General features: G+C 64.6%; 27 protein-coding genes and 1 riboswitch. Of the genes, 12 read left to right on the top strand and 15 right to left on the bottom strand.

All coding sequences use genetic code 11. From position 1 onward, the window contains the following. Positions 1 to 68: 68 nt before the first annotated feature. On the top strand, positions 69 to 908 hold the full coding sequence (locus tag I6F33_RS18195; RefSeq protein ID WP_225143582.1) for a nucleotidyltransferase domain-containing protein: 840 nt from the start codon (positions 69 to 71) through the stop codon (positions 906 to 908). A 4-nt stretch (positions 909 to 912) separates the two neighbouring features. On the opposite strand, the gene I6F33_RS18190 is transcribed toward I6F33_RS18195, so the two are convergent. After that, entirely contained in the window at positions 913 to 1,548 is a 636-nt protein-coding gene (locus I6F33_RS18190) for a hypothetical protein (RefSeq protein ID WP_225143580.1), read from the bottom strand. Positions 1,549 to 1,743: 195 nt separating this feature from the next. Continuing rightward, a complete protein-coding gene (locus I6F33_RS18185) occupies positions 1,744 to 2,607 on the bottom strand; it encodes a DUF1194 domain-containing protein (RefSeq protein ID WP_225143578.1) in 864 nt (287 codons plus the stop codon). Between the two features lie 259 nt (positions 2,608 to 2,866). Then, a riboswitch (Fluoride riboswitch) is annotated at positions 2,867 to 2,943 on the top strand. 118 nt (positions 2,944 to 3,061) lie between these two features. Here I6F33_RS18185 and I6F33_RS18180 point away from each other — a divergent pair. The 3 genes from I6F33_RS18180 (at position 3,062) to clpS (ending at position 5,129) form a co-directional block, all read left to right on the top strand. Then, complete coding sequence (locus tag I6F33_RS18180) at positions 3,062 to 4,264, top strand: MFS transporter (RefSeq protein WP_225139685.1); 1,203 nt, start codon at positions 3,062 to 3,064, stop codon at positions 4,262 to 4,264. A 28-nt stretch (positions 4,265 to 4,292) separates the two neighbouring features. Further along, complete coding sequence (gene crcB, locus I6F33_RS18175; protein WP_225143576.1) at positions 4,293 to 4,676, top strand: fluoride efflux transporter CrcB; 384 nt, start codon at positions 4,293 to 4,295, stop codon at positions 4,674 to 4,676. Positions 4,677 to 4,817: 141 nt separating this feature from the next. Next, positions 4,818 to 5,129 (top strand): ATP-dependent Clp protease adapter ClpS, encoded by a 312-nt coding sequence (gene clpS / locus I6F33_RS18170; RefSeq protein WP_225143575.1) that lies wholly within the window; start codon positions 4,818 to 4,820, stop codon positions 5,127 to 5,129. A gap of 42 nt (positions 5,130 to 5,171) precedes the next feature. On the opposite strand, the gene I6F33_RS18165 is transcribed toward clpS, so the two are convergent. From I6F33_RS18165 to fabI, 4 genes are all read right to left on the bottom strand, one after another. Beyond that, positions 5,172 to 6,362 carry an adenylate/guanylate cyclase domain-containing protein gene (locus I6F33_RS18165; protein WP_225143573.1) on the bottom strand — a complete coding sequence of 397 codons (1,191 nt, stop codon included), beginning with the start codon at positions 6,360 to 6,362 and terminating at the stop codon, positions 5,172 to 5,174. A gap of 62 nt (positions 6,363 to 6,424) precedes the next feature. Then, positions 6,425 to 7,513: a chorismate synthase gene (gene aroC / locus I6F33_RS18160; RefSeq protein ID WP_036026145.1), complete on the bottom strand. Its 1,089-nt coding sequence runs from the start codon at positions 7,511 to 7,513 to the stop codon at positions 6,425 to 6,427. A 176-nt stretch (positions 7,514 to 7,689) separates the two neighbouring features. Then, complete coding sequence (locus I6F33_RS18155) at positions 7,690 to 8,289, bottom strand: histidine phosphatase family protein (protein WP_225143572.1); 600 nt, start codon at positions 8,287 to 8,289, stop codon at positions 7,690 to 7,692. 12 nt (positions 8,290 to 8,301) lie between these two features. Continuing rightward, positions 8,302 to 9,117 carry an enoyl-ACP reductase FabI gene (fabI, locus tag I6F33_RS18150; RefSeq protein WP_018648668.1) on the bottom strand — a complete coding sequence of 272 codons (816 nt, stop codon included), beginning with the start codon at positions 9,115 to 9,117 and terminating at the stop codon, positions 8,302 to 8,304. A gap of 172 nt (positions 9,118 to 9,289) precedes the next feature. On the opposite strand from fabI, the gene I6F33_RS18145 reads away from it, so the two are divergent. Both I6F33_RS18145 and I6F33_RS18140 read left to right on the top strand, forming a co-directional pair. Then, on the top strand, positions 9,290 to 9,778 hold the full coding sequence (locus tag I6F33_RS18145) for an RNA polymerase sigma factor (protein WP_036004059.1): 489 nt from the start codon (positions 9,290 to 9,292) through the stop codon (positions 9,776 to 9,778). A 106-nt stretch (positions 9,779 to 9,884) separates the two neighbouring features. Continuing rightward, positions 9,885 to 10,655, top strand: coding sequence for an anti-sigma factor (locus I6F33_RS18140; RefSeq protein ID WP_036004055.1), 771 nt, complete (start codon positions 9,885 to 9,887; stop codon positions 10,653 to 10,655). 400 nt (positions 10,656 to 11,055) lie between these two features. On the opposite strand, the gene I6F33_RS18135 is transcribed toward I6F33_RS18140, so the two are convergent. Continuing rightward, positions 11,056 to 12,018 (bottom strand): DnaJ C-terminal domain-containing protein, encoded by a 963-nt coding sequence (locus I6F33_RS18135; protein WP_225112631.1) that lies wholly within the window; start codon positions 12,016 to 12,018, stop codon positions 11,056 to 11,058. Between the two features lie 166 nt (positions 12,019 to 12,184). Beyond that, positions 12,185 to 12,592: an RT0821/Lpp0805 family surface protein gene (locus I6F33_RS18130; RefSeq protein WP_225143571.1), complete on the bottom strand. Its 408-nt coding sequence runs from the start codon at positions 12,590 to 12,592 to the stop codon at positions 12,185 to 12,187. Positions 12,593 to 12,705: 113 nt separating this feature from the next. On the opposite strand from I6F33_RS18130, the gene pdxH reads away from it, so the two are divergent. Then, positions 12,706 to 13,347, top strand: coding sequence for a pyridoxamine 5'-phosphate oxidase (gene pdxH, locus I6F33_RS18125; protein WP_036004041.1), 642 nt, complete (start codon positions 12,706 to 12,708; stop codon positions 13,345 to 13,347). 26 nt (positions 13,348 to 13,373) lie between these two features. Next, positions 13,374 to 14,126 carry an SDR family NAD(P)-dependent oxidoreductase gene (locus I6F33_RS18120; RefSeq protein ID WP_036004050.1) on the top strand — a complete coding sequence of 251 codons (753 nt, stop codon included), beginning with the start codon at positions 13,374 to 13,376 and terminating at the stop codon, positions 14,124 to 14,126. A 213-nt stretch (positions 14,127 to 14,339) separates the two neighbouring features. Here the strand turns inward: I6F33_RS18120 and I6F33_RS18115 are convergent, their stop codons facing one another. Both I6F33_RS18115 and I6F33_RS18110 read right to left on the bottom strand, forming a co-directional pair. After that, positions 14,340 to 14,558 carry a hypothetical protein gene (locus tag I6F33_RS18115; protein ID WP_035696491.1) on the bottom strand — a complete coding sequence of 73 codons (219 nt, stop codon included), beginning with the start codon at positions 14,556 to 14,558 and terminating at the stop codon, positions 14,340 to 14,342. A 204-nt stretch (positions 14,559 to 14,762) separates the two neighbouring features. After that, positions 14,763 to 15,740, bottom strand: a complete 978-nt coding sequence (locus I6F33_RS18110) for a magnesium transporter CorA family protein (RefSeq protein WP_109144626.1) — start codon at positions 15,738 to 15,740, stop codon at positions 14,763 to 14,765. A 339-nt stretch (positions 15,741 to 16,079) separates the two neighbouring features. Between I6F33_RS18110 and I6F33_RS18105 the strand changes: the two genes are divergently transcribed. Further along, positions 16,080 to 16,760 (top strand): L,D-transpeptidase, encoded by a 681-nt coding sequence (locus I6F33_RS18105; protein ID WP_036031037.1) that lies wholly within the window; start codon positions 16,080 to 16,082, stop codon positions 16,758 to 16,760. A gap of 36 nt (positions 16,761 to 16,796) precedes the next feature. On the opposite strand, the gene I6F33_RS18100 is transcribed toward I6F33_RS18105, so the two are convergent. Beyond that, positions 16,797 to 17,879 (bottom strand): extensin family protein, encoded by a 1,083-nt coding sequence (locus I6F33_RS18100; RefSeq protein ID WP_225143570.1) that lies wholly within the window; start codon positions 17,877 to 17,879, stop codon positions 16,797 to 16,799. 65 nt (positions 17,880 to 17,944) lie between these two features. Here I6F33_RS18100 and I6F33_RS18095 point away from each other — a divergent pair, with 65 nt between their 5' ends. Beyond that, complete coding sequence (locus tag I6F33_RS18095; RefSeq protein WP_036004029.1) at positions 17,945 to 19,573, top strand: fatty-acid--CoA ligase; 1,629 nt, start codon at positions 17,945 to 17,947, stop codon at positions 19,571 to 19,573. A gap of 253 nt (positions 19,574 to 19,826) precedes the next feature. After that, positions 19,827 to 20,681 carry a DUF1499 domain-containing protein gene (locus I6F33_RS18090; protein ID WP_036004020.1) on the top strand — a complete coding sequence of 285 codons (855 nt, stop codon included), beginning with the start codon at positions 19,827 to 19,829 and terminating at the stop codon, positions 20,679 to 20,681. Between the two features lie 71 nt (positions 20,682 to 20,752). Here the strand turns inward: I6F33_RS18090 and I6F33_RS18085 are convergent, their stop codons facing one another. From I6F33_RS18085 to I6F33_RS18070, 4 genes are all read right to left on the bottom strand, one after another. Continuing rightward, positions 20,753 to 21,670, bottom strand: coding sequence for an MBL fold metallo-hydrolase (locus I6F33_RS18085; protein WP_036004017.1), 918 nt, complete (start codon positions 21,668 to 21,670; stop codon positions 20,753 to 20,755). 163 nt (positions 21,671 to 21,833) lie between these two features. After that, the gene (locus tag I6F33_RS18080) at positions 21,834 to 23,048 is read right to left on the bottom strand and encodes an acyl-CoA dehydrogenase (RefSeq protein WP_036004014.1); all 1,215 of its coding nucleotides are present in this window, start codon (positions 23,046 to 23,048) and stop codon (positions 21,834 to 21,836) included. 136 nt (positions 23,049 to 23,184) lie between these two features. Then, positions 23,185 to 24,261 (bottom strand): 3,4-dihydroxy-2-butanone-4-phosphate synthase, encoded by a 1,077-nt coding sequence (gene ribB / locus I6F33_RS18075; RefSeq protein ID WP_036004011.1) that lies wholly within the window; start codon positions 24,259 to 24,261, stop codon positions 23,185 to 23,187. Positions 24,262 to 24,450: 189 nt separating this feature from the next. Then, positions 24,451 to 26,181, bottom strand: coding sequence for a cation:proton antiporter (locus I6F33_RS18070; protein WP_036004008.1), 1,731 nt, complete (start codon positions 26,179 to 26,181; stop codon positions 24,451 to 24,453). Positions 26,182 to 26,248: 67 nt separating this feature from the next. On the opposite strand from I6F33_RS18070, the gene I6F33_RS18065 reads away from it, so the two are divergent. Then, on the top strand, positions 26,249 to 26,776 hold the full coding sequence (locus tag I6F33_RS18065) for a DUF3124 domain-containing protein (RefSeq protein ID WP_225143569.1): 528 nt from the start codon (positions 26,249 to 26,251) through the stop codon (positions 26,774 to 26,776). Positions 26,777 to 26,778: the final 2 nt, after the last annotated feature.

The following is a 26,778-nucleotide window of genomic DNA, read 5'->3' as shown; positions in this document are numbered from 1 at the left end:
ATCATCAATGCCAGCGGAGTGACCGCGCCGGCCCTCGCGGCCGCAGTTCTTTCGGGGAACCGCACCTGATGCCGGACGATCCGCTGCTCACCCGCCTGACATCCGTTCTTGCCGATGTACCTGGCGTTCAAGCTGTCGTGCTCGGCGGCTCTCGCGCGCGGGGCCGCGCGCATGCGGCCTCGGACTACGATATCGGACTCTATTTCAAGTCAGCGCTGGACACCGGACGGTTGCTGGCCGCCGCGAAGACGATCGCGGACGATCCCGCCGCCACGACGGTGACGCCCGTCGGAGAATGGGGGCCCTGGATCGTCGGCGGCGCCTGGCTTTCGGTGGGAGGCTGCAAGGTCGACCTGCTCTATCGCGACGCCGACGCGGTCGAGGCCGTCATGGAATCCTGCGGCGCCGGCGTGGTCACCATGGACTACCAACCCGGCCATCCACATGGCTTCTGCTCGGCGATCTGGATGGGCGAGATCGCATATTGTCAGCCGCTGCACGATCCGACCGGCCTGATTGCCCGATTCAAGTCGATCGCACTTCCCTATCCGGAAGCTCTGCGCAGCGCCCTGATCCGGCGCTTCCAATGGGAAGTCCTGTTCAGCATCGAGAATGCCGAGCTCGCGGCCGCACGCAACGAAAGGACCCATGTCGCGGGATGCCTCTACAGGTCGCTCGCCTGCGTCGCGCAGGTACTGTTCGCGCTGAACGAGCGCTATCTGATCAACGAGAAGGGGGCGCTACAGGAGGCAGCCAGCTTGCCGCTGACGATTCCACACCTGGTGGAGCAGGCCGACGAAATCTGGCGACTTGTCGCTGATGGCGGTTTCGCGCAGGCCTGCGCAATGCTGCGGCAGGTCGACCGAGAATTGAAGGCGCTGGCTCACCCCGGCGGAACAGCGCCGTAAAGGGTTATGCGGTCTTGTCGACCGAAGACGACGAATCCGCCGGCGGATATTTTGTCACCGGCACCATGAAGGATTTGGTGCCGACCTGGTAGATGATCTTGCCGTTCTGCCCGTCGTCGGTCGCGATCTGCGTCTGTCCGAACATGATGACGTTCTTGTAGACGAAGCCGGTGCCCTTGCGGGTGACGCCGTCGGTGGTGACGCTGACCTCGGCCTCCTTGCCATTGACCGACAGCACCTTGAAGCTCGCGCTCTTGCCGTTCTCGCTGGAATAGCCGCCCCAGCTTCCCATCAGGCGGCTGTCGGACGCCGGCGGGTCCTGCTTTTGCAGATTTGCGGTCTGCTTGCCGACGCCCCCGAACGAGAACAGCATCACCATGTTCTTGCCGTCCTTGGTGCCGACCGTAACCCCGCCGAAGGTGATGAGCGTGCCCTGAACCTCGCCGAAGCCGCGCTCGGTGCGTCCGTTGTGGGTGTACTCGACCTGCGCCCGGGCGCCGCGGATGTTGACGACCTTGAAGCCCACGGGCTGGTTGTTGCCGACCCAATTGCCCTTCCAGTCACCGAGCAGTGCGCTCTGGCGATATAGCCGCTCGTTGGCGGGCGAAATCTGGCTGGTGCTCGATGTGACGATGGCCATTGGATTGCTCGGACGGGCCTGACAAACCCGCTTTCGCTGGCTTGGGCAGGTCAGGATGCCGGCGGGAACGAACAGAAACCATGCGATTAGGGCCACGCACCCGTTAACGAGCCGTTAAGCGCGCGCGTTGGCCGGGCGGGCAAAAGGTCTCAGCCGGAACTGGCGGGCGTGATGCCGCCGGAAAAAACCGCCCCCTCACCGCCCCCAGCGATCGGACCAGATCTTCTCGCCGATGAGGCAATTGACGCGCGGCTCCTTGTCGGCAACCGGCATCACGGGCCGCTCCGGGGTGCGGCCGGCGATTTCCCTCAGCAGCTTGGTGCGGATCGCTTCCTTGAACTTGTCGCGCTCCTTGATCGTGATGACGAAGGACCCCGGCCCTCCGATGACGCAGTCCTCGTAATAAAGATCGAGATTGTCGATATCCATGGTCGAATAGGACGGCTCCTTGACCATGATCGGCAGGCCGTTGATGACGATGCCTTTCTCCAGCGCGGCGTCACGCGCCATCGTGACCGGGCCGCCATTGTTGTTCGGACCGTCGCCGGAAATGTCGATGACACGGCGCAGGCCGCGATAGGGATCCTCGTCGAACAGCGGCATCGCGAAGTTGATCGCGCCTGAAATCGAGGTGCGCGAAGCGCGCCGGATCGGCGTCTTCATGATCTCGGCGGCAACCGCGTCCGCCGTCTCCGGACCATCGATCAGCCGCCAGGGAATGATGATCTTCTGGTCGCTGGAGGCGGCCCACTCGAAATAGGTCACTGCGATGCGGCCGTTCGGGCCGAGCTTCAGCGCCTGCAGGAACTCCTTCGACTGGATCGCCTGTGCATAGCCCTCGCGCTGGATCGCGAGTTCGTCCATGTCCATCGAGTAGGACACGTCGACCGCGAGGATCAGCTCGACATCGACGCTCTGCGCGTCCTTGTCGGCCGCAAGCCGCTGCGGTTGAGTTCTGGGCGATTCGAATTTGGGTCCTGGTGCCGCGATGCCCGCGACGTCCCCTCCGGCGAACATGCCGGCCACCAGCACAGCCCCGATCGAGAACAGCAAACGCATCGCAGTCTCCCGTCGTATGACGCGATGGTGACATGCAATCGGCTTGCCGCAAAGGCCGAAGATCGCTTGTGCTTCACATTCGAGTTAGGAATTCACACGTTACGCAAGTCTGCCGCCATGTTGCCGTGCTTGCGTCGGGAACAGGGGCGATCTCAAGAGCCGTCGTTCCGGGACTCGCGAAGCGAGGGCCCGGAATCCAGCTGCCGGCGGAGGCACGCGACCCCGCCCACTTGTCCGGCACGATTTCCATGCTAGGTTGGTCGCAGATGGGGATGGAGTCCCCCGACAACCGCCCGGCGATCGATGACCTCATGGGCTGATGACTCCTGCTCGAGGAGAGGCAATCTTGGGCCTCTGCCTTTGGCGGGAGCATGGACACACCCGCCGATGGCGGGTTTTTTGTTGCCTGCTGGCGGCCGGCAGGCGAATGCGAGGGGACCACGAAGACGTGACGATGACGACACCGAATGCCGTACGTACCACACTGCCCAGAGGGATCTGGGTGCTCGGCTTTGTCTCGATGTTCATGGACATCTCCTCCGAGATGATCCACGCGCTGCTGCCGGTCTATCTCGTCACCGTGCTCGGCGCCTCCACCCTCACCGTCGGCTTCATCGAGGGCATTGCCGAGGCGACCGCCTCGATCACCAAGATCTTCTCCGGTGCGCTGTCGGACTGGCTCGGCCGCCGCAAGCTGCTCGCCGCGCTCGGCTACGGGCTAGCCGCCTTCACCAAGCCGCTGTTCCCGCTCGCGCCCAGCGTCGGATGGCTGGTAGCGGCGCGCTTCATCGATCGCGTCGGCAAGGGAATTCGCGGCGCGCCGCGCGATGCGCTGATCGCAGATATCGCCCCCGTCGGCCTGCGCGGCGCGAGCTTTGGCCTGCGGCAATCGCTCGACACGATCGGCGCCTTCCTCGGCCCGCTCGTGGCAATCGGCCTGATGTGGTGGACGGCAGACAATTTTACCCTCGTGTTCTGGGTGGCGGTGCTGCCGGCCTTCCTGTCCTTCGGGCTGATCGCGTTCGCGGTGAAGGAGCCGGAGCCCGATCCGAGCCGGAAACGTGCGGAAAATCCGCTCAATCTCGCCGCAATGCGCCAGCTCGGAGCGGTCTATTGGCGCGTCGTCGCCGTGGGCGTCGTGTTCACGCTCGCGCGCTTCAGCGAGGCCTTCCTAATCTTGCGCGCACAGAACATCGGGCTCGACGTGATGTGGGTGCCGGCTGTACTGGTGCTGATGAACGTCGCCTATGCACTGTCGGCCTATCCGGCCGGCGTGCTGTCGGACCGGATCAACCGGACCGGCCTGCTCGCGCTCGGCCTGGTCTTCGTCGCCGCGGCCGACCTCGCGCTGGCGCTGCTCCCGAGCCTTGCGGGCCTCGCGCTCGGAGTCGTGCTGTGGGGACTCCATATGGGACTGACGCAGGGCCTGCTCTCGGCCATGGTCGCCGATGCCGCCCCGCCAAGCCTGCGCGGCACCGCCTTCGGCTATTTCAACCTGTTCACCGGGCTTGCCTTGCTGGCTGCGAGCGTGATCGCGGGTGCGCTGTGGGACGCCTATGGACCGGCGGGAACGTTTCTTGCCGGGCTTGGATTCGCGCTGGTTTCGCTGGTGGGGCTGCTCGCCGTCGGCAAAGGTCTGGCCACCGAGGGCAAGTGAAGCAAATGGCGAAGTGGGGAACGAGACATTGAACATTCAATACATCCTCGCCGTTGCCGGCGGCGGAGCGCTCGGCGCGGTCATACGCTATCTCGTTGCGATCGGGTCGGGCCGCGCGTTCGGTACGGATTTTCCGTGGGGCACGCTGATCGTCAACGTCACCGGATCGTTCCTGATCGGCATTTTCGCCGCGCTGTTCGCGACCAAATGGAACCTGCCGCAGGCCGCGCGGATGTTTCTGACGGTCGGAGTTTGTGGCGGATACACGACGTTCTCGACGTTCTCGCTGGATGCCTGGTATCTGATCGAGCGCGGCCAGACATGGGCATCCGCCGCCTACATGATTGCGTCGGTCGTGCTGTCGGTGGGCGCTCTGATCGCCGCATTACAGCTCGTTCGCGCGCTTCCGTAACTCGAGCAGGCGCAAGTCGTGCATTCCTGCCCAGCCGCGACGGCATAGTGGCGAGCAGCCGCATATCTTGGAGCGCTCCCCGCTCCTGCGGTATGATGCGTTGGCTGGTGGCTCATCCGAGCCAGGGCGTTTCGGGACACGATGAACGACACCGTCACCAAACCGAAAACCAGGACCAGGACCAGGACCAAGGTCGAGCGGCCGAAGCTCCACAAGGTCATCCTCATCAACGACGACTACACGCCGCGTGAATTCGTCACCATGGTGCTGAAGGCTGAATTCCGCATGACCGAGGATCAGGCCTACAAGGTGATGATCACCGCGCACAAGCTGGGCGCCTGCGTGGTGGCCGTATTCACCAAGGACGTCGCCGAAACCAAGGCAACGCGTGCCACCGACGCCGGCCGCGCCAAGGGCTATCCGCTATTGTTCACGACAGAGCCGGAGGAATAGGTTTCATCCTGCGACGATGAATGACCTTCAGCTCAGTGCACATCAGGCCATCACCACCGGCGTCTCCTCCGCCAGCCCGTAGACGCGCTGCGCCTTGGAAAATCCTGCGATCGGAAACTCGCCGAGCTGATGCCAATCATGGCGGCAGACATTGGCAAAACCTTCCGAGGCGACGACGGTCCGCCCCAGGCGCCCCGTGATCTTCTCCAGCCTTGCCGCGAGATTGACCGCCGGGCCAATGCAGGTGAAGTCGAGGCGATTGCCGCCGCCGATGTTGCCGTAAAGGATGTTGCCGACATGCAGCGCGACGCCGAAACGGAAGCGCTCGACGGCCTCGCCGACCGGAAAGGCCAGCGCCTCGACGCTGGCGCGCGAGTCGCGCGCCGCCTCCAGCACGTGCGCGCAGACATGAGCGGCATCGCCGACATATTCGTCGATCGGGAACACGGCGAGCAGGCCGTCGCCCATGAACTTCAGCACCTCGCCGCCATGGTCTCGGATCGCCGTGACTTGGCAGTCGAAATAATGATTGAGGATCTGGACAACCGTCTCGGGCGGCAGCCGGTCCGACAGCGCGGTGAAGCCGCGCAGGTCCGACAGCCAGATCGCCGCCTGCATGGTGTCGTTGTGACCGCGGCGGATCTGGCCGCCGAGGATGCGCGCGCCGGCGCGATTACCGACATAGGTGTCGAGCAGCATCTCGGCGGTGCGGCGCATAGTGATGATCTCGCTGATGCGTGCGAGCGGCGCTATGAGAGCTCGGATGGCTGCGATGTCGTCGTCGCTGAAGCCGCCGGGCTGCCGCGTGATCCAGCTCGTCGCGTGAATGGAGCCGTCGAGAAAAGGCACCGGCACCGCGATATAATCGGTCGCGCCTTCCGCTCGCATATCGTCGACGAACGGAAATCGCTTGCTGTCGGGGTCGCTTGGGCGTCCCCTCACCTCGATCCCCTGCTCGAACACGATGCGGAGCGGACTGCGGGCAAATTCGGGCGTGTCCAGGATCTCGAAATCGACGCTGCCGATTTCGACTCCCTGGCCGTGCCGCCAGATGAAGTTGCGGCCGAAAACTTCGGGATGCAGCGTGCGGATGAAGATGCCGAACCGCCACAGCGGCAGGCCGGCCGCGACCAGACGATCACAGAAATCGGCAATCCCTACGGCCGGCTCCTGAGCCGCCCAAGTGCCATCGATCAGCCAGTTGGTGATGCGCTGAAGCTCGGAGCTGTTCATGGCCGCATTTGCGGACGAAGTTGCGGGGCCGTCAAGCTGCACGGTGGACTAGTACCGCGAGTTCAACGCCCGACCTGTCCGCGATCGCGCAGGAAGTGATCGGCAAGCACGCAGGCCATCATGGCCTCGCCGACGGGGACGGCACGGATGCCGACGCAGGGATCGTGACGGCCCTTGGTGAAGATCTCGGTCTCGGTGCCTTGCCGATCGACGGTGAGACGCGGCTGCAGGATCGACGAGGTCGGCTTCACCGCGAAACGTACCACCACGGGCTGCCCGGTGGAGATACCGCCCAGCACGCCGCCGGCGTGGTTGGAGAGGAAGCGCGTGCCGTCATTGCCGGAGCGCATCTCGTCGGCGTTCTGTTCGCCCGTCAGTTCCGCCGCGCCAAAACCGGCGCCGATCTCGACGCCTTTCACCGCGTTGATGGTCATCATCGCGCCCGCCAGATCGGAATCGAGCTTGGCGTAGATCGGCGCGCCGAGACCTGCCGGCACGCCCTCGGCGACGACCTCGATCACGGCGCCGATCGAGGAGCCGCTTTTGCGGATGCCGTCGAGATAGGTCTCGAAGAACGCGGCCTTGTCCTTGTCGGGACAGAAGAAGGGATTCTTGGCGACCTCGTCCCAGTCCCACTTGTCGCGGTCGATCTTGTGCGGGCCGATCTGCACCAGGGCGCCTCGCACCTTCACATCCGGCAGCACTTTCCGCGCGATGGCGCCTGCGGCAACGCGCATCGCGGTCTCGCGCGCCGAGGAGCGCCCGCCGCCGCGATAATCGCGCAGGCCGTACTTCGCCTCATAGGTGAAGTCGGCATGACCGGGACGAAACTTGTCCTTGATCTCGGAATAATCCTTCGAGCGCTGGTCGGTGTTCTCGATCAGAAGGCCGATTGGCGTGCCCGTCGTCACCTGAGCGCCGGTCTCGGGATGGGCCATCACGCCGGACAGGATCTTCACCTGGTCCGGCTCCTGGCGCTGGGTGGTGAAGCGCGACTGGCCGGGACGGCGCCGGTCGAGATCCCGCTGGATGTCGGCCTCGGTGAGCGGGATCATCGGCGGGCAGCCGTCAACCACGCAGCCGATCGCCACCCCATGGCTCTCGCCGAAGGTTGTGACGCGGAACATGTGGCCGAAAGTGTTGAAGGACATCGCTGCTCGCGGGTTCGGTTCCGGCGTGTGGTAACGCGCTCTCGATGAGGGGTCAAATGGCCGTCAATTTCGTCATGGCCGGGCCTGTCCCGGCCATCCACGTTCTCAGTTCGGGAGGTAAAGTGCGTGGATGCCCGGGACAAGCCCGGGCATGACGGTGGGGGGCGGGGCCGCCCTCAACTAAATTTCTCCAGCCGCCCGTCGCCGAACACGTAGACGGCGCCCTGCTCGATATAGAGCTCGGCGGCGCTGGCGGGCGTCTCCAGCCCTAGGGACACCATCAGGGCCCGGCAGGTCCCGCCATGGGCCACCGCGACGGTGTCGGTCAGGAGCTGGTCGTACCAGGCGCGCACGCGAACCTGCACGTCGGCGTAGGTCTCCCCACCCGCAGGCCCCACGGTCCATTTGTCGGCGAGGCGCCTTGCATAGATGTCCGGATCCCTCGCCTCACTCTCGGCCAGCGTCAGCCCCTCCCAGGTGCCGTAGCCGATCTCGCGCAGACGATCGTCGAGCGCGTAATCGGCAGGCGGCAATTCGAGCTTGCCGCGCGCGAGCTCCATGGTCTGGCGCGCACGGCCGAGCGGGCTCGACACGTAAGCCAGCGCGGCCTTGTCGCGCCCGTCGCGCTTGAACAGTTCGGCGACAATGCCGCCGGCCTGCACGGCCTGGCTGCAGCCGCGCGCGTTCAGCGGAATGTCCCTGGTGCCCTGAAGCCTGCCGAGCGCATTCCACTCGGTCTCGCCGTGGCGAAGATAGTAGATCGTAGGCTTGGGCATTTCAGTTAGAGGCTAGTCCTTCCCGCCAAGCGAGATATCAGGCGCATCCGGCCGCTTCATGCCGAGCACGTGATAGCCGGAATCGACGTGGTGCACCTCGCCGGTGACGCCGCGCGAGAGGTCGGAAAGGAAATACAGCGCGCTGCCGCCGACGTCTTCGGTGGACACGTTGCGCCGCATCGGCGCGTTGGTCTCGTTCCACTTCAGGATATAGCGGAAGTCGCCGATGCCGGACGCCGCCAGCGTCTTGATGGGACCTGCCGAGATCGCGTTGACGCGAATGTTCTTCTCGCCGAGATCGGCAGCGAGATAGCGCACGCTGGCTTCCAGCGCCGCCTTGGCCACGCCCATGACGTTGTAATGCGGCATCCACTTCTCGGCGCCGTAATAGGAGAGCGTGATCAGCGAGCCGCCATCCGTCATCAGCTTCTCGGCGCGCTGCGCCACCGCCGTGAACGAATAGCAGGAGATCAGCATCGACTTCGAAAAATTCTCCTGCGTGGTGTCGACGTAGCGGCCGTCGAGTTGCTCGCCATAGGCGATCGCATGCACCAGGAAGTCGATCTTGCCCCATTTCTCCTTCAGCACCGCGAAGACGGCATCGATGGTTGCGGCATCGGTGACGTCGCAATGGCCAAGCACGAGGCCGCCGATCTCGGCGGCGAGCGGCTCGACGCGCTTCTTCAGCGCATCGCCCTGATAGGTGAAGGCGAGCTCGGCGCCCGCGGCGTGGCATGCCTTGGCGATTCCCCAGGCGATCGAGCGGTTGTTGGCGACGCCGAGGATGACCCCGCGCTTTCCTTGCATCAGACCCGAATTCTGCGCCATTTTTGCACGTCCCGTCGAACTCTCGTTGAGGTCTGGAGGTACACCAGCCCTCCCCTGCGGTACAGCCCTAATCCGCAGCATTAACGCTGTTTCGAGTGCCGGAATAGCCGTTCCGCTTGGGTGTTATGATCGCTATAGGCGCGCGCCGAACGCCAGGGATGTCAGGACCGCAATGAGTGCGTTTCGCCAGAGTGTGGAAGCCATGATCCCGGCGTTGCGCCGCTACGCCCGCGCGCTCACACGCGATGCGGATGCGGCCGACGATCTGGTCCAGGATACGTTGGTACGCGCGCTGCGTTCGGAGCGGCTGTTTCTCGGAGGCGACGTCAGGAGCTGGCTCTATACGATCCTGACCAACCTCAACAAGAACCGGCGGCGCTCGCTGGCAAGGCGACCGCAATTCATGCCGCTGACGGATAACAACCCCGATGCCAGCGGGACCGAGGCCGAAGGACGCGACATCGAGAAGGCACTGGCTACTCTCGTCGAGGAGCAGCGTTCGGTGCTGCTGCTGGTGATGCTGGAAGGCATGAGCTACCGCGAGGTTGCCGACATCCAGGGCGTGCCGATCGGCACCGTGATGTCGCGCCTGGCGCGCGCAAGAGCCCACGTCAAAGCCTCGCTGGAGGGCGAGCGTACGGCGCTCAGGCGGGTGAAATGATGGCCGGGTCGATGCATCGAACGATCTCCGCCCGCAGCCGGATAGTGAGCTGCGCGAAGCTAACTCGCAGAAGGCATTTTGGGCCGCAGAGCCAGAGACGACCGATATGAACGACCGCAAGATTCCAGTAACCGAGGACGAACTGCACGCCTATGTCGACGGCGAGTTGCCGGCCGAGCGACGCGCCGACGTCGAGGCCTTTCTTGCCGCCCACCCCGAGGACGCCGAGCGGGTGCAGTCCTGGCGGACCATGGCCGAGATGCTGCACGCGCGTTACGATTCGATTGCCCATGAACGGGTGCCCGCACGGCTCGAGCTCGAGAGGCTGGAGCGCCGCCCGCGGCAATGGTTTTATGGCGCCGCCGCGGCCGTGCTGGTCGCCTTCGTCGCCGGCGGCACCGCCGGCTGGGTGGCGCATGGCGCCGCCAACGCGCCCTCGACCTTCCGGAGCTTTACGGCGGACGCACTCGACGCCCACCGCCTCTATGTCGTCGAGGTCCGTCACCCCGTTGAGGTCGGCGGCAACGAGCGCGATCACTTGCAGGCCTGGCTGACCCGGCGCTGCGGCTGGACCGTGTTCGCGCCGAACCTGGAGGCGAGCGGGCTGAAGCTGGTCGGCGGCCGGCTGCTACCGGGACCGAACGGTCCGGCGTCGTTCCTGATGTACGAGGGCGCCTCGGGCGAGCGGTACACGATCTACAGCGCCAAGACCGAGAATGGTGCAACGCAAATGCGCTACGCCAAGACGGACAAGGACGGCGCGTTATTCTGGTCCGAGCGCGGCGTCGGCTACGTCGTCAGCGGCAGCAGCGATCGCGAACGGCTGACCAAGGTGGCGCAGGCCGTCTACGACCAAGCAGAGAAAAACGGCACCTAGACAACCGCGCAAGGCCAGTGCCCAGATTCCGTCATCGAAAATTTGGAATCAGGACATCGACACGTCTCATTATCGCACCGGGTGCTCACGCGATTATGAGTGGCGTTCGATCCGCCGATCGACGCGGGCGGCCTCGATTGGGGTTTTTGGTACCGCGCTGGTCCCCCTCTCGAGGCCGCACCTTTTTATCGGCTGCCCCGCCGGACAGCCGACACGTCGAGACCATGAAGCGCTACCACGCCTCAGGCGTATGATGGGCATCATCTCCAGGACGATGCCGTGGTCCTTTAGGAGAACCCCTTCAGTTCGCTCTCGCCCTAAAGCGCGATGGCTCGCGCTTTAGCTCTTTGTTTGCGCATGATCTTTCCGGAAAACCGCTCCACACTTTTCCGGACATGCTTTAGCCGACACCGCTACGTGGATTGTAGGGGTGTTGGTCCCGCCACTTCTCCATCAATGCTTCAAGCTCGGCGTCGTTCCCGTCCGGTAGCATAATCCTGATGATGACGAAGAGATCCCCGGTTCCGCCGGCTTTCGGCAGGCCCTTGCCCTTGAGGCGGAAGGTCCGGCCGCTGGACGTGTTCTTGGGGACCGAGAGCTCCACGGCATTGCCGAGGGTCGGCACGCGGACCCTGCCGCCGAGCACCGCCTCGTAGAGCGTGACCGGCAGGTCGATCCTGAGGTCTGCGCCCTCGACCTTGAAGAACGGGTGCGGTGCAATGTTGATGGTGATCAGGAGATCGCCGGGCGGATGGCCCTGCGCACTTTCTCCCTGCCCCCGCAGCCTGATCTGCTGGCCCTCGGTGACCCCGGCCGGAATCTTGACGTTGAGCTCCTTGCCAGTCGGCAGCCGGACACGCTTCTCGCCGCCCTTGACCGCCTCTTCCAGCGAGACGCTCATGGCGACGTTGACGTCGAGATCGAGCCCGATGCCGCCGGTGTCGAACTCGAACTGGGCGCCGCCGCCGGCTCCGGGCCGTGCGCCGCGCATCCCGCCGCCGAACATGCTGTTGAGGATGTCCTCGAACGCACCGCCGCCCGGGCCGCCCGCACCGCCGCTTCGGAACGTATAGCTTTCGAACCCGCCAGGGCCCGCGCGGCCGCGAGGACCGCCGCCGCCCGGAAAACCCTGGAAGCGCGGCTTGCCCTCGGCGTCGATCTCGCCCCGGTCAAACTGCTTGCGCTTGTCCTCGTCGCCGAGGATCTCGTTGGCCGAGTTGATCTCGGCGAAGCGTTCGGCAGCCTTCGGATCACCCTTGTTGCTGTCAGGATGGTGCTTCTTGGCCAGCTTGCGATAGGCGCTTTTGATCGCGGCAGCGCTGGCGCTCCGCGGCACCCCCAAGACCTCATAGGGGTCGCGCATTCGTCACGTCTCCTTCAAGAAATCGAATTGTTCAAAGGGCTCCCCGCCCCACCTGCGGGTGATGTGGGAAGAGAGTGGCATTTTTGCAACTAGGAACGCGAGCTGAAGCTCTATCTTTGGAGCATGGTCTGATCGGAAAACCGGTTCCCACGTTTCCGGATCATGCTCAGCTCCGCCACGGCTTTAGCGTATGAATCTCCCAACGGCCACGACCGCTTTGGCAGCCGGCGCCCTGGAGCCAGCTTTCGGTATTGCCGTTGACGTAGCTCGCCAGGAAGTCGCGGCATTTGCGCCCGTCCTCGGCGGCATAGGACTGGGCGATGGGCGTCACCGAGCCGCGCGCCCCTGTCTCCGGATTCTCCCAATGCTGGCTGGAATCCTTGTCGCCCTTGCTGAGGACGTCAGAGGCGGCGTTGCGGGTGAAGGCGAGATCGGTCTCGGTCGGGGGAGCGTCCTTCGCCGGCCGCGCGATCGAGCCGGTGAGGTCGCTGTCCTCGGCCTTGGCATAGGCGCTGCCGTCGTTGCGGGAAAAGCTGCAGCCGCTGGCACCAAGCCCGATCAGAATCATCGTCATGACGAAGCCGGACGGCCGGATCGCCGATAGGCCAACGCGTCCCCATGCCCTATATAGGGCGGTAGCGGACAACAACGCGTTTTGGGCCGCGGGACGCAACTCGGACTCCGGACATGACCGACACGACCTCGATGAAACACCAGACACCCTTAACATCCGGTGATTTCACCGCTGCCGACGAGCCATTTGCGTTGTTCGAGGCCTGGCTCAACGAAGCGGTCAAGAGCGAGCCGAACGATCCGAACGCCATGGCGCTCGCAACGGTCGATCCCGACGGGCTGCCTGATGTGCGCATGGTGCTGATGAAGGGCTTCGATACCGAGGGTTTCGTCTTCTACAGCCACATCGCCAGCCAGAAGGGCCGCGAACTCGCCGCAAATCCTAAGGCAGCGTTACTTTTTCACTGGAAGTCGTTGCGCCGTCAGGTGCGCATCCGCGGCAACGTGACGCCGGTGACCGACGCGGAGGCCGACGCCTATTTCGCGACGCGACCGAAGCAGGCCCAGATCGGCGCCTGGGCGAGCAAGCAATCGCAAGAGCTGGAGAGCCGCTTCGCGTTCGAGCAGGCCATCGCCAAGGTCGCGGCCAAATACGTCATCGGCGAAGTGCCGCGGCCGCCGGGCTGGAGCGGCTGGCGCATCACGCCGGTGCGGATCGAGTTCTGGCACGACCGCCCGTTCCGCCTGCACGACCGCATTGAATTTCGCCGTGACGCGGCCGGCCAACCGTGGTCCAAGACGCGAATGTATCCGTAAGCTTTGGGCCGACCTGAAAGATGTCCATGCCGCATTCGTCCAATGCGCCGCGCCGTACGCTGCTCCTGACCGGAGCCAGCCGCGGCATCGGCCACGCCACCGTGATCCGTTTCTCCTCGGCGGGCTGGCGCGTCATCACCTGCTCGCGGCATCCTTTCCCGGAGGACTGCCCCTGGGACGCAGGGCCGGAGGACCACATCCAGGTCGACCTCGGCGATCCCAAGGACACCGCGCGCGCGATCTCGGAGATCCGCAACCGGCTCGAGGGCGGCACGCTGCATGCGCTGGTCAACAACGCCGCGATCTCGCCGAAGGGCGCCGGCGGCTCGCGGTTGGGCTCGGTCGACACCGACCTCGATACCTGGACCCACGTCTTCCATGTCAACTTTTTCGCGCCGATCATGATGGCGCGGGGGCTGATCGAGGAATTGAAGGCCGCCAAGGGGTCGGTCGTGAACGTCACATCGATCGCGGGCTCGCGCGTGCACCCCTTCGCAGGCGCGGCCTACGCCACCTCGAAGGCCGCGCTCGCAGCGCTGACACGCGAGATGGCCTCCGACTTCGGCCGCATCGGCGTCCGCGTCAACGCGATCGCCCCGGGCGAGATCGACACCTCGATCCTGTCGCCGGGCACCGAGAAGATCGTCGAGCAGCAGATCCCGATGCACCGCCTCGGCACGCCCGACGAAGTGGCAAAGATCATCTACGTGCTGTGCACGGACACCAGCTCCTACGTCAACGGCGCCGAGATCCACATCAACGGCGGCCAGCACGTGTAGGCGGGCACTGTCATTGCGAGCGAAAGCGAAGCAATCCAGACTGCCTCCGCAAAGACAGTCTGGATTGCTTCGTCGCGGAGCCTGTCATCCGGCCCGCCGGAGGCGGGACCGGGTGGCTCCTCGCAATGACGGAAGTGGAAATGGCCGCTCAGGGAAGCAAGGCGATCCAGACAACGCCGCCGCAAGACCTGGATCGCCCTTACCTTCCGTTCCTCAATCGAGTCGAATCCGACGTGACCGCTCGCGCGGCCGCGGAGCGGCCGTGCTGAATGCAGTCGAGCAGTCGTCGTCGTTCTCACCATCGAGCAGCGGAGCACCACAGTGCCGGCACATGCGTGCCGACATCGACGGCGCCTTGCCGCTCGCCAGAACCTGACGGTAGTTCGCCAGATCGATGACGTTGCGGGGCGACGTTATGTGTTTCTCAACCATGGCTGTTCCTCGCGGCTACGCCCTGCTTATCGCAGACAAGTTTCGCGCAAACGTTCAGCCCACCGCTCAAATTTTACCGGAGGAATTGCGGCATGACACACGCGTCACCGCGTCGCCGCAATCCCGATCGATTCTGCGACACGATTCATCGTGTCTATGCGAGCGGCGTAAGGTCTCGGTAGGTATCTTTGCTCGCGCACGATCCTACAGCCACTTCTTCCACTTGAAGATCCAGTAGGGAACGATGGCGGCGATCAGCATCATCACCAGCGCCATCGGGTAACCGTGCACCCATTCGAGTTCCGGCATCACCTTGAAGTTCATGCCGTAGATCGAGGCGATCAGGGTCGGCGGCATCAGGACAACGGCCATGACCGAAAACAGCTTGATGATGTTGTTCTGCTCGAGATTGACGACGCCGAGCATGGCGTCGAGGACGAAGGTTATCTTGCTGGAGAGATAGGAGGCGTGATCGGTCAGCGAGGCGACGTCGCGCTGCATGGTCTTGAGCTGCTCGCGCATGTCCTTCGACCACTTCACGCCCTCGACCACGGCGGACAGGAACGTCACGACGCGGCCGATCGACACCAGGCTCTCGCGAACCTTCGAGGTCAAGTCGCCCTTGCGGCCGATCGAGATCAGGATCTGGGAATATCGCTTGGCGTGGCCGTGGCGCTCGCTCTCCGGCTCGAAGATCTCGTGGGAGACCTGGTCGATCTCGGCGCCGCAGCGCTCCAGAATGTCGGCGCAGCGGTCGATCACGGCGTCCAGGAGCTCCATCAGCACCATCTCGCCGGTGATCGAGGGCGTGCAGGAGCGGGCGAGCTTGGCCTCGACCAGCGCAAAGGGCTTGGGCAGGTCGTAGCGGACCGTCACCAGGCGGTGGTCGCCGAGGATGAAGGTCACCGCCGTGGTCCGGGGCATGTCGGTATCGGAGTGGCACATCAGCGTCGCGGTCATGTAGCGCGCGCCGTTCTCCATATAGAGGCGACTGGAGATCTCGATCTCCTGCATGTCTTCTCGGGTCGGGATGGCGATGCCCGCCAGCCGCTCGACCGCCTTGTCCTCGGCAGCCGAGGGGTTGACGAGGTCGATCCAGACTGCGTTCTCCGGCAGCGCTGTGAGATCCTCGACAACCGCCTTCTTGAGGGAGGTCTCGGAGGGAACGAACACCGAAAACATCAAAAGCTCCAGAGATCCTGCGACAGAACGACAGCCCTTAGCGCGATTCTGACAGGTTCACGATGACAACAACATTAACGGAGCGTTTGCATCTGCGGCGGCCCTAGGGCTCAACTGTGGCGCCGGAGGAACAGTCTGGCGCGTCTTACCAAATAAACCCGCACGACACCCCCAAATTTGCGGCAGAAAAGCCACAGGTGCGGTCTTACAGCCCTGGAAACCGGCTTCGGCGCTGGAATTGTGGCAGATTTCAACCATAATGGGCTTAACGGAGTCGAGGAACTTGGGCGCTACGCTCAGGTCCCTTCCGCACGGTATTGTTTTGATTGGAACCAAACCATGTCGTCGCTGAAAATTATGTTTGGGATTTTGGCCGCTGGCCTGATGCTGTCGGGCTGCATGCAGGCCACGACGCGTTACGAGGCGACGGACACCAAGGCGTTCAAGCCCAAGGACAAAGAACTCCTTGCCAAGGTGAAATACGAGAATACCGCGGTCGCAGAACCGTTCCGCCGCGCCATTGTCGAATTCCACCGCAAGGAAGCGCCGGGCTCGATCGTGGTCGATTCCGACAACCATTACCTCTATTACGTGCTGGAGGGCGGCAAAGCGATCCGCTACGGCATCACTGTCGGCGAAGAGGCCATGGCCTGGTCGGGCATCGCCAAGGTGGCCAGCAAGACCGAGTGGCCGGCCTGGCACCCCACCCCCGGCGAAATCTCGCGCCTCGGCGTGCCGACCTATGTCGCACCCGGACCGGACAATCCGATGGGCTCCCGCGCGCTGTACCTCCATTCTGGGGGCAAGGACACGCTGTTCCGCATCCACGGCACCAACCAGCCGGAATATATCGGCGCCTCGATCTCGTCAGGCTGCATCCGCCTGACCAACGAGGACGCGATCGATCTCTATGATCGCGTCAAGCTCGGCACCCTCGTCGTGGTGCTCGAGCCCAAGCACGGCGATTCGCCCTACAAGCCGCGCCTCGCGCTCCAGGGTGGTTCCAGTTCACCCTACTAAGCAGGCCTTGCCCGAGGCCTTTCAAAGGCGCCGGTTTCACCGGCGCTTTTTTGTTGCCGGCTGGTGCGATCGGGCTTTGTTGCCATCCGCCGCCGGCTTGTCCGCAGGTGCAGCAGGCTTTTCCGCCTCACCGCCGTCGGCGCCCTCCTTTGCCTCGGGCTTGGCCGCGACCTCGCGCGGCGGTGCCTCCTCGGGACGCTCCGCCGGCAGCAGCGGTGCGACCTGAGGCAGCGGATCCCACACGTTCCATTGGCAAATCCGGTAGTCGTTGCGTCGCTGCGCGAGATCGAGATGGATGTGGTCCTCGTGGTACCAGTCCGAACCCGGGCCGAGCACGGTGGAAAAGCGAGTGCAGACCGAGTGCAGCACGCGCTCGCGCACCTCGCGCGAGGTGGTGCGGTCGGTCAGGCCGATCGACTGCCCATTGGCGAGCTTGACGGCGCGGATGTCGATGGCATTGGCCTTGCCGTGCTCGGACAGCATCGCGCCGGCCACGCGGTTGCGGCCGCGGCACTCGAAGCTGTCGAAATTGTCGAGCTCGCTGACGGCGGAGCCGAGGCTTGTCGCCAGCGGCGCCATGTCCTTGCGCACCCAATCGGCGAGCGCGGACGCCATGGTGCAGCGGAGGATGGCCGCCGGCTTGACCGTCACCTTGCGCTTGTCCGGCAGCACGATGGCCTCCAGTCGCACCAGATCCTCGCCGCCGCAGGCACCGGGACCGCGGATATCCGGAATGGACGGCGCGATCGCGATCTCCTCGGTCAGCGCCAGCCGGCAGGCCGAGGCCTGCTTCTCGGGCGGCGGCGCGGCTTCGGCGGGCTTGTCCGCACCTGGCTTGTCGGGGGACGGCTTGCCGTCTGCCTGCGCCGCCCCCTCATCCGACGCTTTGGGGGCCTCCTCGGGACGCGGCTTCGGCAGCGGAATCCTGGCGGCGCGAACGGTTGCGCGGGGCTTCGGTGCTCCAAGGTTGAAGATATCGAGCGGCGCAGGATATTTCCGCGCCTCTGCCCTTTCGGCGAGCAGCAACAGCCCCGCCGCAGCGGTAACCATTGCCGCCCCGGCGGACATATAGCCGCGACAAGACCATTTGCGACGAAAGTCCGGCAGGCTAAAACTCATGGCAATTCTTTGGCCCAACGCTGAGAGCGATAACGCGCCCAGCGACTTCTCGGAGGAACGTCGGAATGCTTGGTTTGATGCAAGATTGGCCCCTGCTCTGCCACCGGATCATCGAACACGCCGCCAGGATTCATGGCAAGCAGGAGGTGGTCACACGCTCGGTCGAGGGACCGATCCATCGCACCAACTACGCCGAGATCCACAAGCGCGCGCTCAAAGTGTCGCAAATGCTGGAGCGCGACGGCATCAAGCTCGGCGATCGTGTCGCAACGATCGCCTGGAACACCTGGCGCCATCTGGAGGTCTGGTACGGCATCATGGGGATCGGCGCCATCTGCCATACCGTCAATCCGCGCCTTTTCCCCGAACAGATCGCCTGGATCATCAATCATGCGCAGGATCGCGTCGTGATGACCGATCTCACCTTCATTCCGATACTGGAGAAGATCGCGGACAAGTTGCCCAGCGTGGAGCGCTACATCGTGCTCACCGACAAGGCTCACATGCCGGAGACCACGCTGAAGAACGCGGTCGCCTACGAGGACTGGATTGCGCAGGCCGACGGCAAATTCAAATGGAAGGACTTTGACGAGAACACGGCGGCGGCGATGTGCTACACCTCCGGCACGACCGGCGATCCCAAGGGTGTGCTGTATTCGCATCGCTCCAACGTGCTGCACGCGCTGATGGCCAACAACGTCGACGCGCTCGGCACCAGTGCGTCCGAGACAATGCTGCCGGTGGTTCCGCTGTTCCATGCCAACAGCTGGGGCATCGCCTTCTCCGCGCCCTCGCAGGGCACCAAGCTGGTGATGCCGGGCGCCAAGCTCGACGGCGCCTCGGTCTACGAACTGCTCTCGACCGAGAAGGTGACGCACACCGCCGGCGTGCCGACGGTGTGGCTGATGCTGCTCCAGCACATGACGGCCAACAATCTCAAACTGCCGGATCTGAAGATGGTGATCTGCGGCGGCTCGGCGATGCCGCGCTCGATGATCAAGGCCTTCCTCGACATGGGTTCGAACGTCCGCCACGCCTGGGGCATGACCGAGATGAGCCCGATCGGAACCGTCGCGGCGCTGAAGCCGCCGTTCCAGAATGCGACCGGCGATGCCAGGCTCGACGTGCTGCAGATGCAGGGTTATGCGCCGTTCGCCGTGCAGATGAAGATCACCGACGATGCCGGCAAGGAGCTGCCCTGGGACGGCAAGACCTTTGGCCGCCTCAAGGTCTCCGGGCCCGCCGTCGCCAAGGCCTATTACCGCGTCGATAGCAACATCCTCGACGAGGACGGCTTCTTCGACACCGGCGACGTCTCGACCATCGACGAGGACGGCTATATGCGGATCACCGACCGCTCCAAGGATGTGATCAAGTCCGGCGGCGAGTGGATCTCCTCGATCGACCTCGAAAACCTCGCGGTGGGCCACCCCGCCGTGGCGGAAGCCGCCGTGATCGGCGTGTTCCACCCCAAATGGGACGAGCGGCCGCTGCTGATCGTGCAGCTCAAGCAGGGCCAGCAGGCCACGCGCGAGGACATCCTGAAGTTCATGGAGGGCAAGATCGCCAAATGGTGGATGCCCGACGACGTCGCTTTCGTCGACGGCATTCCGCACACCGCCACCGGCAAGATCCTGAAGACGGCGCTGCGCGACCAGTTTAAGGATTACCGGTTCCCGAACGCGGCGGCGTGACGGGCTGGGTGCGCCCCTCCTTGGAGGGGCGTCAGCGTCCGACTTGTTGAAGCCTCCACGACGTCATGGCCGGGCTTGTCCCGGCCATCCACGCCTTCCCCCACGGTGCAGTGAACGTGGATGGCCGGGACAAGCCCGGGCATGACGGCTTGGGCGTAGCCGGAACCCTTGAATTTGCTCCCGCGCCGTGGTCTCAACTGCGCATCGTCGCGCCAAATCGGCCGGCATCGCCAACCCCGGCAGAGCTCACCCGATGGCCCGCAGGTTTTCCGCTCCCTACCAGTCGGAGCCCGTGTCCAGCCTCGCGAGCTGGGCGCGCAATCTGGCCGTGTTCGCGGTTCTGGCGGTGGTGGTGTCGATCATCGTCGTCCGTTTCGATTTCCTGGAGCCCAAGCCGGCGCTGGCGACGTTCATCGGCGGGCTCGCGATCGCCGGCCTCTCGATCCTGTTCGGGCTCGCCGGCTTTGCCGCAATCTGGCAGAACGGCTCGCGCGGCATGGCGCGCATCCTGCTCGCCTTCCTGATCGACGGGGCGATCCTCGCCTATCCCGCCTATCTGGCCTTTCAATATCGCAAGCTGCCGTCGATCTACGACATCACCACCAATCCGATTGATCCGCCGCGCTTCGATGCGCTGGCGCGCCTGCGCACCGGCGAGGGCACCAACACCGCGGTCTATGCCGGCCTCTATTCGGCGGAGCAGCAGCGCCATTTCTATCCCGAGATCGAGCCCGTCGAGCTCGAGATCTCGGCCGACCGCGCCTATGCGATCGCGCTTCAGCTCGTCCACAAGCGCAAATGGATCGTGATCGACGAGCGCGCACCGCAGCCGCCGCGCCGCATCGGCCGCATCGAGGCGGTGGCGCGCACGCCGATCATGGGTTTCCGCGAGGACGTTTCGATCAGGGTCGTGCCGGATGGCGATGATTCCCGCGTCGATATCCGCTCTGCGTCGCGCAATTTCGACAGCGATCTCGGCAGCAATGCCGCACGCGTCAAGACGTTCATCGACGACCTCAACACCGCCGCCGATGCCGATGCACTCAAGCCGGTGAAGAAGACGCCGGTGACGCCGCCCAAGGCGCCGGCGAAGACGGTGAAGAAGTGACTTGGCGAATGGGGAGTAGCGAATAGCGAATGGAGCCGCCCATTCGCTATTCCCCATTCGCTATTCGCCCCCTAGGCCATCCGATAGGTCCCGCCGATCACGGGATCGCCATCCGTCGCCACCACGCCGCGGGCGACCAGATCTTCCAGATGCGCCAGCACGGAATAGCCGGCAGCTGTCGTCAGGCGCGGATCGATACCGATATAGATCGCGCGGACCATGGTCGGGATGTCGGTCTCGCCCTTGGCGAGGCGGTGCAGGATCGAGGCCTCGCGTGCCTTGCGGTGGCGGATCAGGAAGCGCACGAAGCGCTGGCCCTCGGGAATCTCGGGGCCGTGGCCCGAGAAATAGAGATCCTCCTCCCGGGTGGCGAGCCGGTCGAGCGAATCCATGTAGTCGATCATCGAGCCGTCCGGCGGCGCCACGATCGAGGTCGACCAGCCCATCACGTGATCGCCGACGAAGTTGAACTTCCGCTCCGGCCAGGCGAATGCCAGATGGTTGGCCGTGTGGCCGGGCGTCGCGACGGCTTCGAGCCGCCAGCCGTCACCTTCCACGACGTCGCCGTGCGCGAGATTGACGTCCGGGGCAAAATCGCGGTCGGCGCCGGATTCCGGATTGTGCTTCTCGCTCTCGAATCGCGGCCGCGAGGCGCGATGCGGGCCTTCGGCATAGACCGGCGCAGCCGTCGCCTGCTTGATCCGCGCGGTGTTCGGCGAATGGTCGCGATGGGTGTGGGTGACGAAGATGTGCGTCACGGTCTCGCCGCGCACGGCATCGAGCAGCGCCGCCGCATGCGCCGCATCGTCTGGACCGGGATCGATGATCGCGACATTGCCCTTGCCGACGATGTAGCTGACCGTGCCCGTGAAGGTGAACGGGCTCGGATTGTTGCAGAGCACGCGCCGCACACCGGGGCGGACCTCCTCGACGATGCCGGGCTTCAGCGGAAAATTGCGGTTGAACGGGACGTCGTCGTTGTCGGACATGGGACTTCCTGTGCCACACTCTCTGCCGTCATACCCCGCGAAGGCGGGGTATCCAGTACGCCGCAGCGCCAGTGACAAAAGCGAAGTCTCTGGGATACTGGATCGCCCGCCTGCGCGGGCGATGACAGTTGAGCAAGCTAGCCGCGGCGGAAAAACACAGTGACTAGAAAAACGCCTGAATGCCCGTGATCGCGCGGCCCAGGATCAGGGCGTGGACGTCGTGGGTGCCCTCGTAGGTGTTGACCGTCTCGAGGTTATGGACGTGGCGCATCACGTGATACTCGATCGAGATGCCGTTGCCGCCGTGCATGTCGCGGGCGGTGCGGGCGATGTCGAGGGCCTTGCCGCAATTGTTGCGCTTCATGATCGAGATCATCTCGGGCGCGAACTTGCCCTCGTCCATCAGGCGGCCGACGCGAAGCGAGCCCTGCAGGCCGAGGGCGATCTCGGTCTCCATGTCGGCGAGCTTCTTCTGCACCAGCTGGGTCGCGGCGAGCGGCTTGCCGAACTGCTTGCGATCGAGAGTGTATTGACGGGCGCGGTGCATGCAGTCCTCGGCGGCGCCAAGCGCACCCCAGGAGATGCCGTAGCGGGCGCGGTTGAGGCAGCCGAACGGGCCCTTGAGGCCGGACACGTTGGGCAGCAGGGCATCCTCCGGGACCACGACGCCGTCCATCACGACCTCGCCGGTGATGGAGGCGCGCAGCGAGAGCTTGCCGCCGATCTTCGGCGCGGACAGGCCCTTCATGCCCTTCTCCAGCACGAAGCCGCGGATCTGGTTGTCGTGCGCGGCCGACTTGGCCCAGACCACGAAGACGTCGGCGATCGGCGCGTTCGAGATCCACATCTTGCTGCCGGTGAGGCGATAGCCGTCCGACACCTTCTCGGCGCGGGTCTTCATGCCGGCCGGATCGGAGCCGGCATCGGGCTCGGTCAGGCCGAAGCAGCCGACCCACTCGCCGCTGGCGAGCTTGGGCAGGTACTTCTTGCGCTGGTTCTCGTCGCCATAGGCGTAGATCGGGTACATCACCAGCGAGGACTGCACCGAGTTCATCGAGCGATAGCCGGAATCGACCCGCTCGATCTCGCGCGCGACGAGGCCATAGGCGACGTAGCTCGCATTGGCGCAGCCATATTCTTCCGGCAGCGTGATGCCGATCAGGCCGAGCTCGCCCATCTCGTTGAAGATCTCGCGGTCGGTCTTCTCCTCGAGATAGGCCTTGGAGACGCGCGGCAGCAGCTTGTCCTGCGCATAGGCGCGGGCGGTGTCGCGAACCATGCGCTCGTCTTCGGTGAGCTGCTCGTCGAGCAGGAACGGATCGTCCCACTGGAAAGAAGCCGCAGCCGGCTTGTCCTTGGCCTGAGGGCGCACGCTCATGAAACGTCCTTTCGCGTCTGGTTCCGTCGATAATTGCCCGACAAAGTAAAGCGCCGCGGCAACAAGTTCAATTGCATCCTGGCTTGGTCGTTCCGGGGTGGCGCTTTCAGCGCGACCGGGAGAAAGACAATGCGTGTCAGCTTTCGAGCTGCTCGTTGGCGACGATCTCGATGCCGAAGCCCGATAGGCCCTTGTAGTCGTGCACCGACGAGGTGAGATGCCGGATCGAAGTCACGCCGAGGTCGCGCAGGATCTGCGCGCCGACGCCGACCTCGCGCCACTGGCGGTTGCGGTCGGCCTCCGTCGACGTCTCGTCCGGCAGCGGCGAAACGGGCACGCCGGCCGCGCCGTCGCGCAGGTAGACCAGCACGCCGCGGCCGGTCTTCTTGAAATGCTCGAGCACGGCGGCCATGCGCTTGTGGCCGGTGAAGGTGTCCTTGACGATGTTCGGCTTGTGAAAGCGCGTCAGCACGTTCTTGCCGTCGCCGACCCCGTTATAGACGAAGGCGACGTGGGCGATGGAATCGAACGGCGAGCGGTAGGCATAGCCCTGCAAGGGACCGATCGGGCTGTCGGTGACGAAGGTCGAGACCCGCTCGATCAGCTTCTCGCGCGCCTGGCGGTAGGCGATCATGTCCGCGATGGTGACGTGCTTGAGCTTGTGCCTGACCGCGAATTGCGCGACCTGCTCGCCCTTCATCACGCTGCCGTCGTCGTTCATGAGCTCGCTGATGACGCCGACCGGCGGCAGGCCGGAAAGCTTGCAGAGGTCGACCGCGGCCTCGGTGTGGCCGGAGCGAAGCAGCACGCCGCCGTCCTTGGCGATCAGCGGGAAGATGTGGCCGGGCCGGGCGAAGTCGTTGGCGCCGACATTGGGATTGGCGAGCGCGCGGCAGCACGAGGCGCGCTCCTCGGCGGAGATGCCGGTGCCGCCGTCGGGCTTGTAGTCGATCGAGACCGTGAACGCGGTGGTGTGCGCGGAATCGTTGTGGGCGACCATCGGATCGAGCCGCAGCCGGCGCGCGTCCTCGGTCGTCACGGGCGCACAGACGATGCCGGAGGTATGGCGGATGATGAAGGCCATCTTCTCGGCGGTGCAGAGCGAGGCGGCGACGATCAGATCGCCCTCGCCCTCGCGGTCCTCGTCGTCGGTGACGACCACGAGCTCACCCCGGGCAAAGGCCTGCAAGACTTCCTGAACGCTATCGGGCATTTCCCAATCTCTAATCGGTTATGGCCGGGAGGCTTAGCCGGACTTGGGTCGGGGCGCTAGTCTCCACAGCGCAACCACATATGCCCGAGGGCGGGCCTGCCAGTGGGTTTCGGGCTTGCACCGGGCTTACGAGCGATATAGGCGCAGATTGCCCGCAAGGAAGGCGGCAAGGTAGGCGGCCCGACGCCATCAGGGCAGCACCTCGCGGCGCTCGCCGAGGCGCTGATCGAGCTCGGCGCGCTTGTCCGCGAGCAGGCCGGCCTGGGCGGCTTCGATCACGGTAAACAGCTCATGTGCATCGCTGAGCCGGGTCACGGTGACATAGCTGGCGCCGGCCTCGTAGAGCGCGCCGACGTCGGCCAACAGGTCGGCCGTGGCGACGATCAGGGCGGTCGGATTGAGCGCGCGGACGTGACGGACCAGCTTCTCGTTGGTGGCGCCCTTCAGCAGCGAATCCGGCACGCTGAGGATGATCATCTCGGACTTGCCGACGCCGGCATGGAGCAGCGTGTCGGCGCTGCTGATGTCGCCATAGATCACGTGCAGACCACGTGAAAGCAGGGTCTGGTACACATTGGGGTTGAAATCGACCACGGTGATCTGCTCCAGCAGCACCGGTGCCTGCCGTTCGATCTCGGCCAGCAGCGCACTCGCCGCACGGAAAAAGCCGAGGATGACGATGCGGCGGGCCTCGCCATGGCCGCCCCCGTGGCCCTCCTCGGCATGGCCGTTGCCATGGTCGAGATCGCGCAGGCCGATCCGCTTCAAGGGGCCGATCGCCCAACGGGTGATCTCGTCGCTGCGGGTCATCACGAAGGTCGAGAGCACCGCCAGCACCACGAAGGCGAACGAAGCCGCATTCGCCGTCTCGGCTGCGATGTGGCGGTCCGCGACGCCGGTCTGGATCACGACCAGCGAGAACTCGGAGATTTGCGCGAGGTTGAGCGCCGGCAACAGGCTGGCGCGCAGGCCCTGCTTCATCAGATAGAGCGGGGTGAAGGTGGTGACGAGGCGGCTCACCACCGTGAACGCCGCGATCATCAAGGCGAGGCTGATCACCGAGAGGCCGGGCACGGGAATGGTCATGCCGAGCGCGACGAAGAACAGCGTGATGAAGAAGTCGCGCAGCGTGGTGACCTTGGCGGTGACATCGAGCGCATAGGGGAAGGTCGAGAGCGAGACGCCGGCGATCAGCGCACCCATCTCGCGCGACAGCGACAGTTGATAGGCGGTCTCGGCGACGAGAAAGCACCAGGCGAGCGCGCCGAGCAGGATCAGCTCGGGCCGCCGGGCGATCTGGTGGAACACGCGCGGCAGCACGTAGCGGCTGACCAGAAGCGCGGCCGTGACCAGCACCGCGACGCGGCCGATCGAGAGCAGGATGACGCTGACCTGCAGATTGGCGAGACTCGGCTGCACCGCCAGGAACAGGATGGCGAAAATGTCCTGGAGCACCAGCACGCCGAGCGTGATGCGGCCCGGCAGCGTATCGAGCTCGCGCTTCTCGTAGAGCACCTTGACGATGATGACCGTGCTCGACAGCGCGCAGGCGACGCAGAGATAGACCGCATCGAAATGCCCACCGCCGAGCGACAGGCCGATGCCGACGAAGAACAGAAGCCCGAGCAGACAGCCGCCCAGCAGCTGGCTGCCCGCCGCGAACAGGATCACCCGCCCGGCCCGAACGATCTTCTTCAGATCGATCTCGAGCCCGATCATGAACAGCATGAAGATCAGGCCAAGCTCGGAGATGACGCTGATCGATTCCTGCGAATGGACCCAGCCGGCGCCGAATGGACCTATGCAGAAGCCGGCGATAAGGTAGGCCAGGATCAGTGGTTGTCGGGAGAAATGGGCGAGAAGCCCCAGCATCCAGGCGAACAGAATAGAGAGTGTGATATCGCGAATGAGCTCATGCATGCCAAATTGGTCCGTTTTGCCGCACCCTAGAGGTGGGTTGCGGTGCGGCAAGCGAGCAATTCGTCACATGCGGAATGGGCTCTTCGCAGCCATGCTGCTCGCTCCCCTCGCCTTTGCCGTGCCCGCCGCCGCGCAATCCAAGGTCAGTATCGAACAAAACTTTGCCGATTCGCTCACCACGCCGCTGAAGGAGGACCTCGCCGTATCCGGCGGTTTCTACGTGCCCGCCTATTCCAGCGTCGCGATGAGCCAGGGCAAGCTGCGTGTCGACTTCTCGGTGCCGCTGAGCGTACACAACGCCTCCGAGACCCAGCCGCTGGTCATCAAACGCATCGCCTATTTCGACACCGCAGGCAAGCAGGTCGAGAGCTATCTGAAGACGCCGGTGGCGTTGAGGCCGCTCGCCACCGTCTCGATCTTCATTCCGACCGACGACGTGCGCGGCGGGACCGGCGCCAATTTTCTGGTCGACTGGGCCGCCACGGGCGAGATCGCAGAACCCGTGGTCGAAGCCTTAATGGTTGGCGGCATCGCCAACACGCATTACGCTTTCATCAGTCAGGGCCGTCCGACCAGGACGGCCGGCAAGAAGTAAGG

The sequence above is a fragment of the Bradyrhizobium sp. BRP20 genome, from assembly GCF_020194215.1.
GTDB classification, from domain to species: domain Bacteria; phylum Pseudomonadota; class Alphaproteobacteria; order Rhizobiales; family Xanthobacteraceae; genus Bradyrhizobium; species Bradyrhizobium yuanmingense.
Note: the sequence above shows the minus strand (reverse complement) of the source record. Positions and strands in the feature narration are given on the sequence as shown.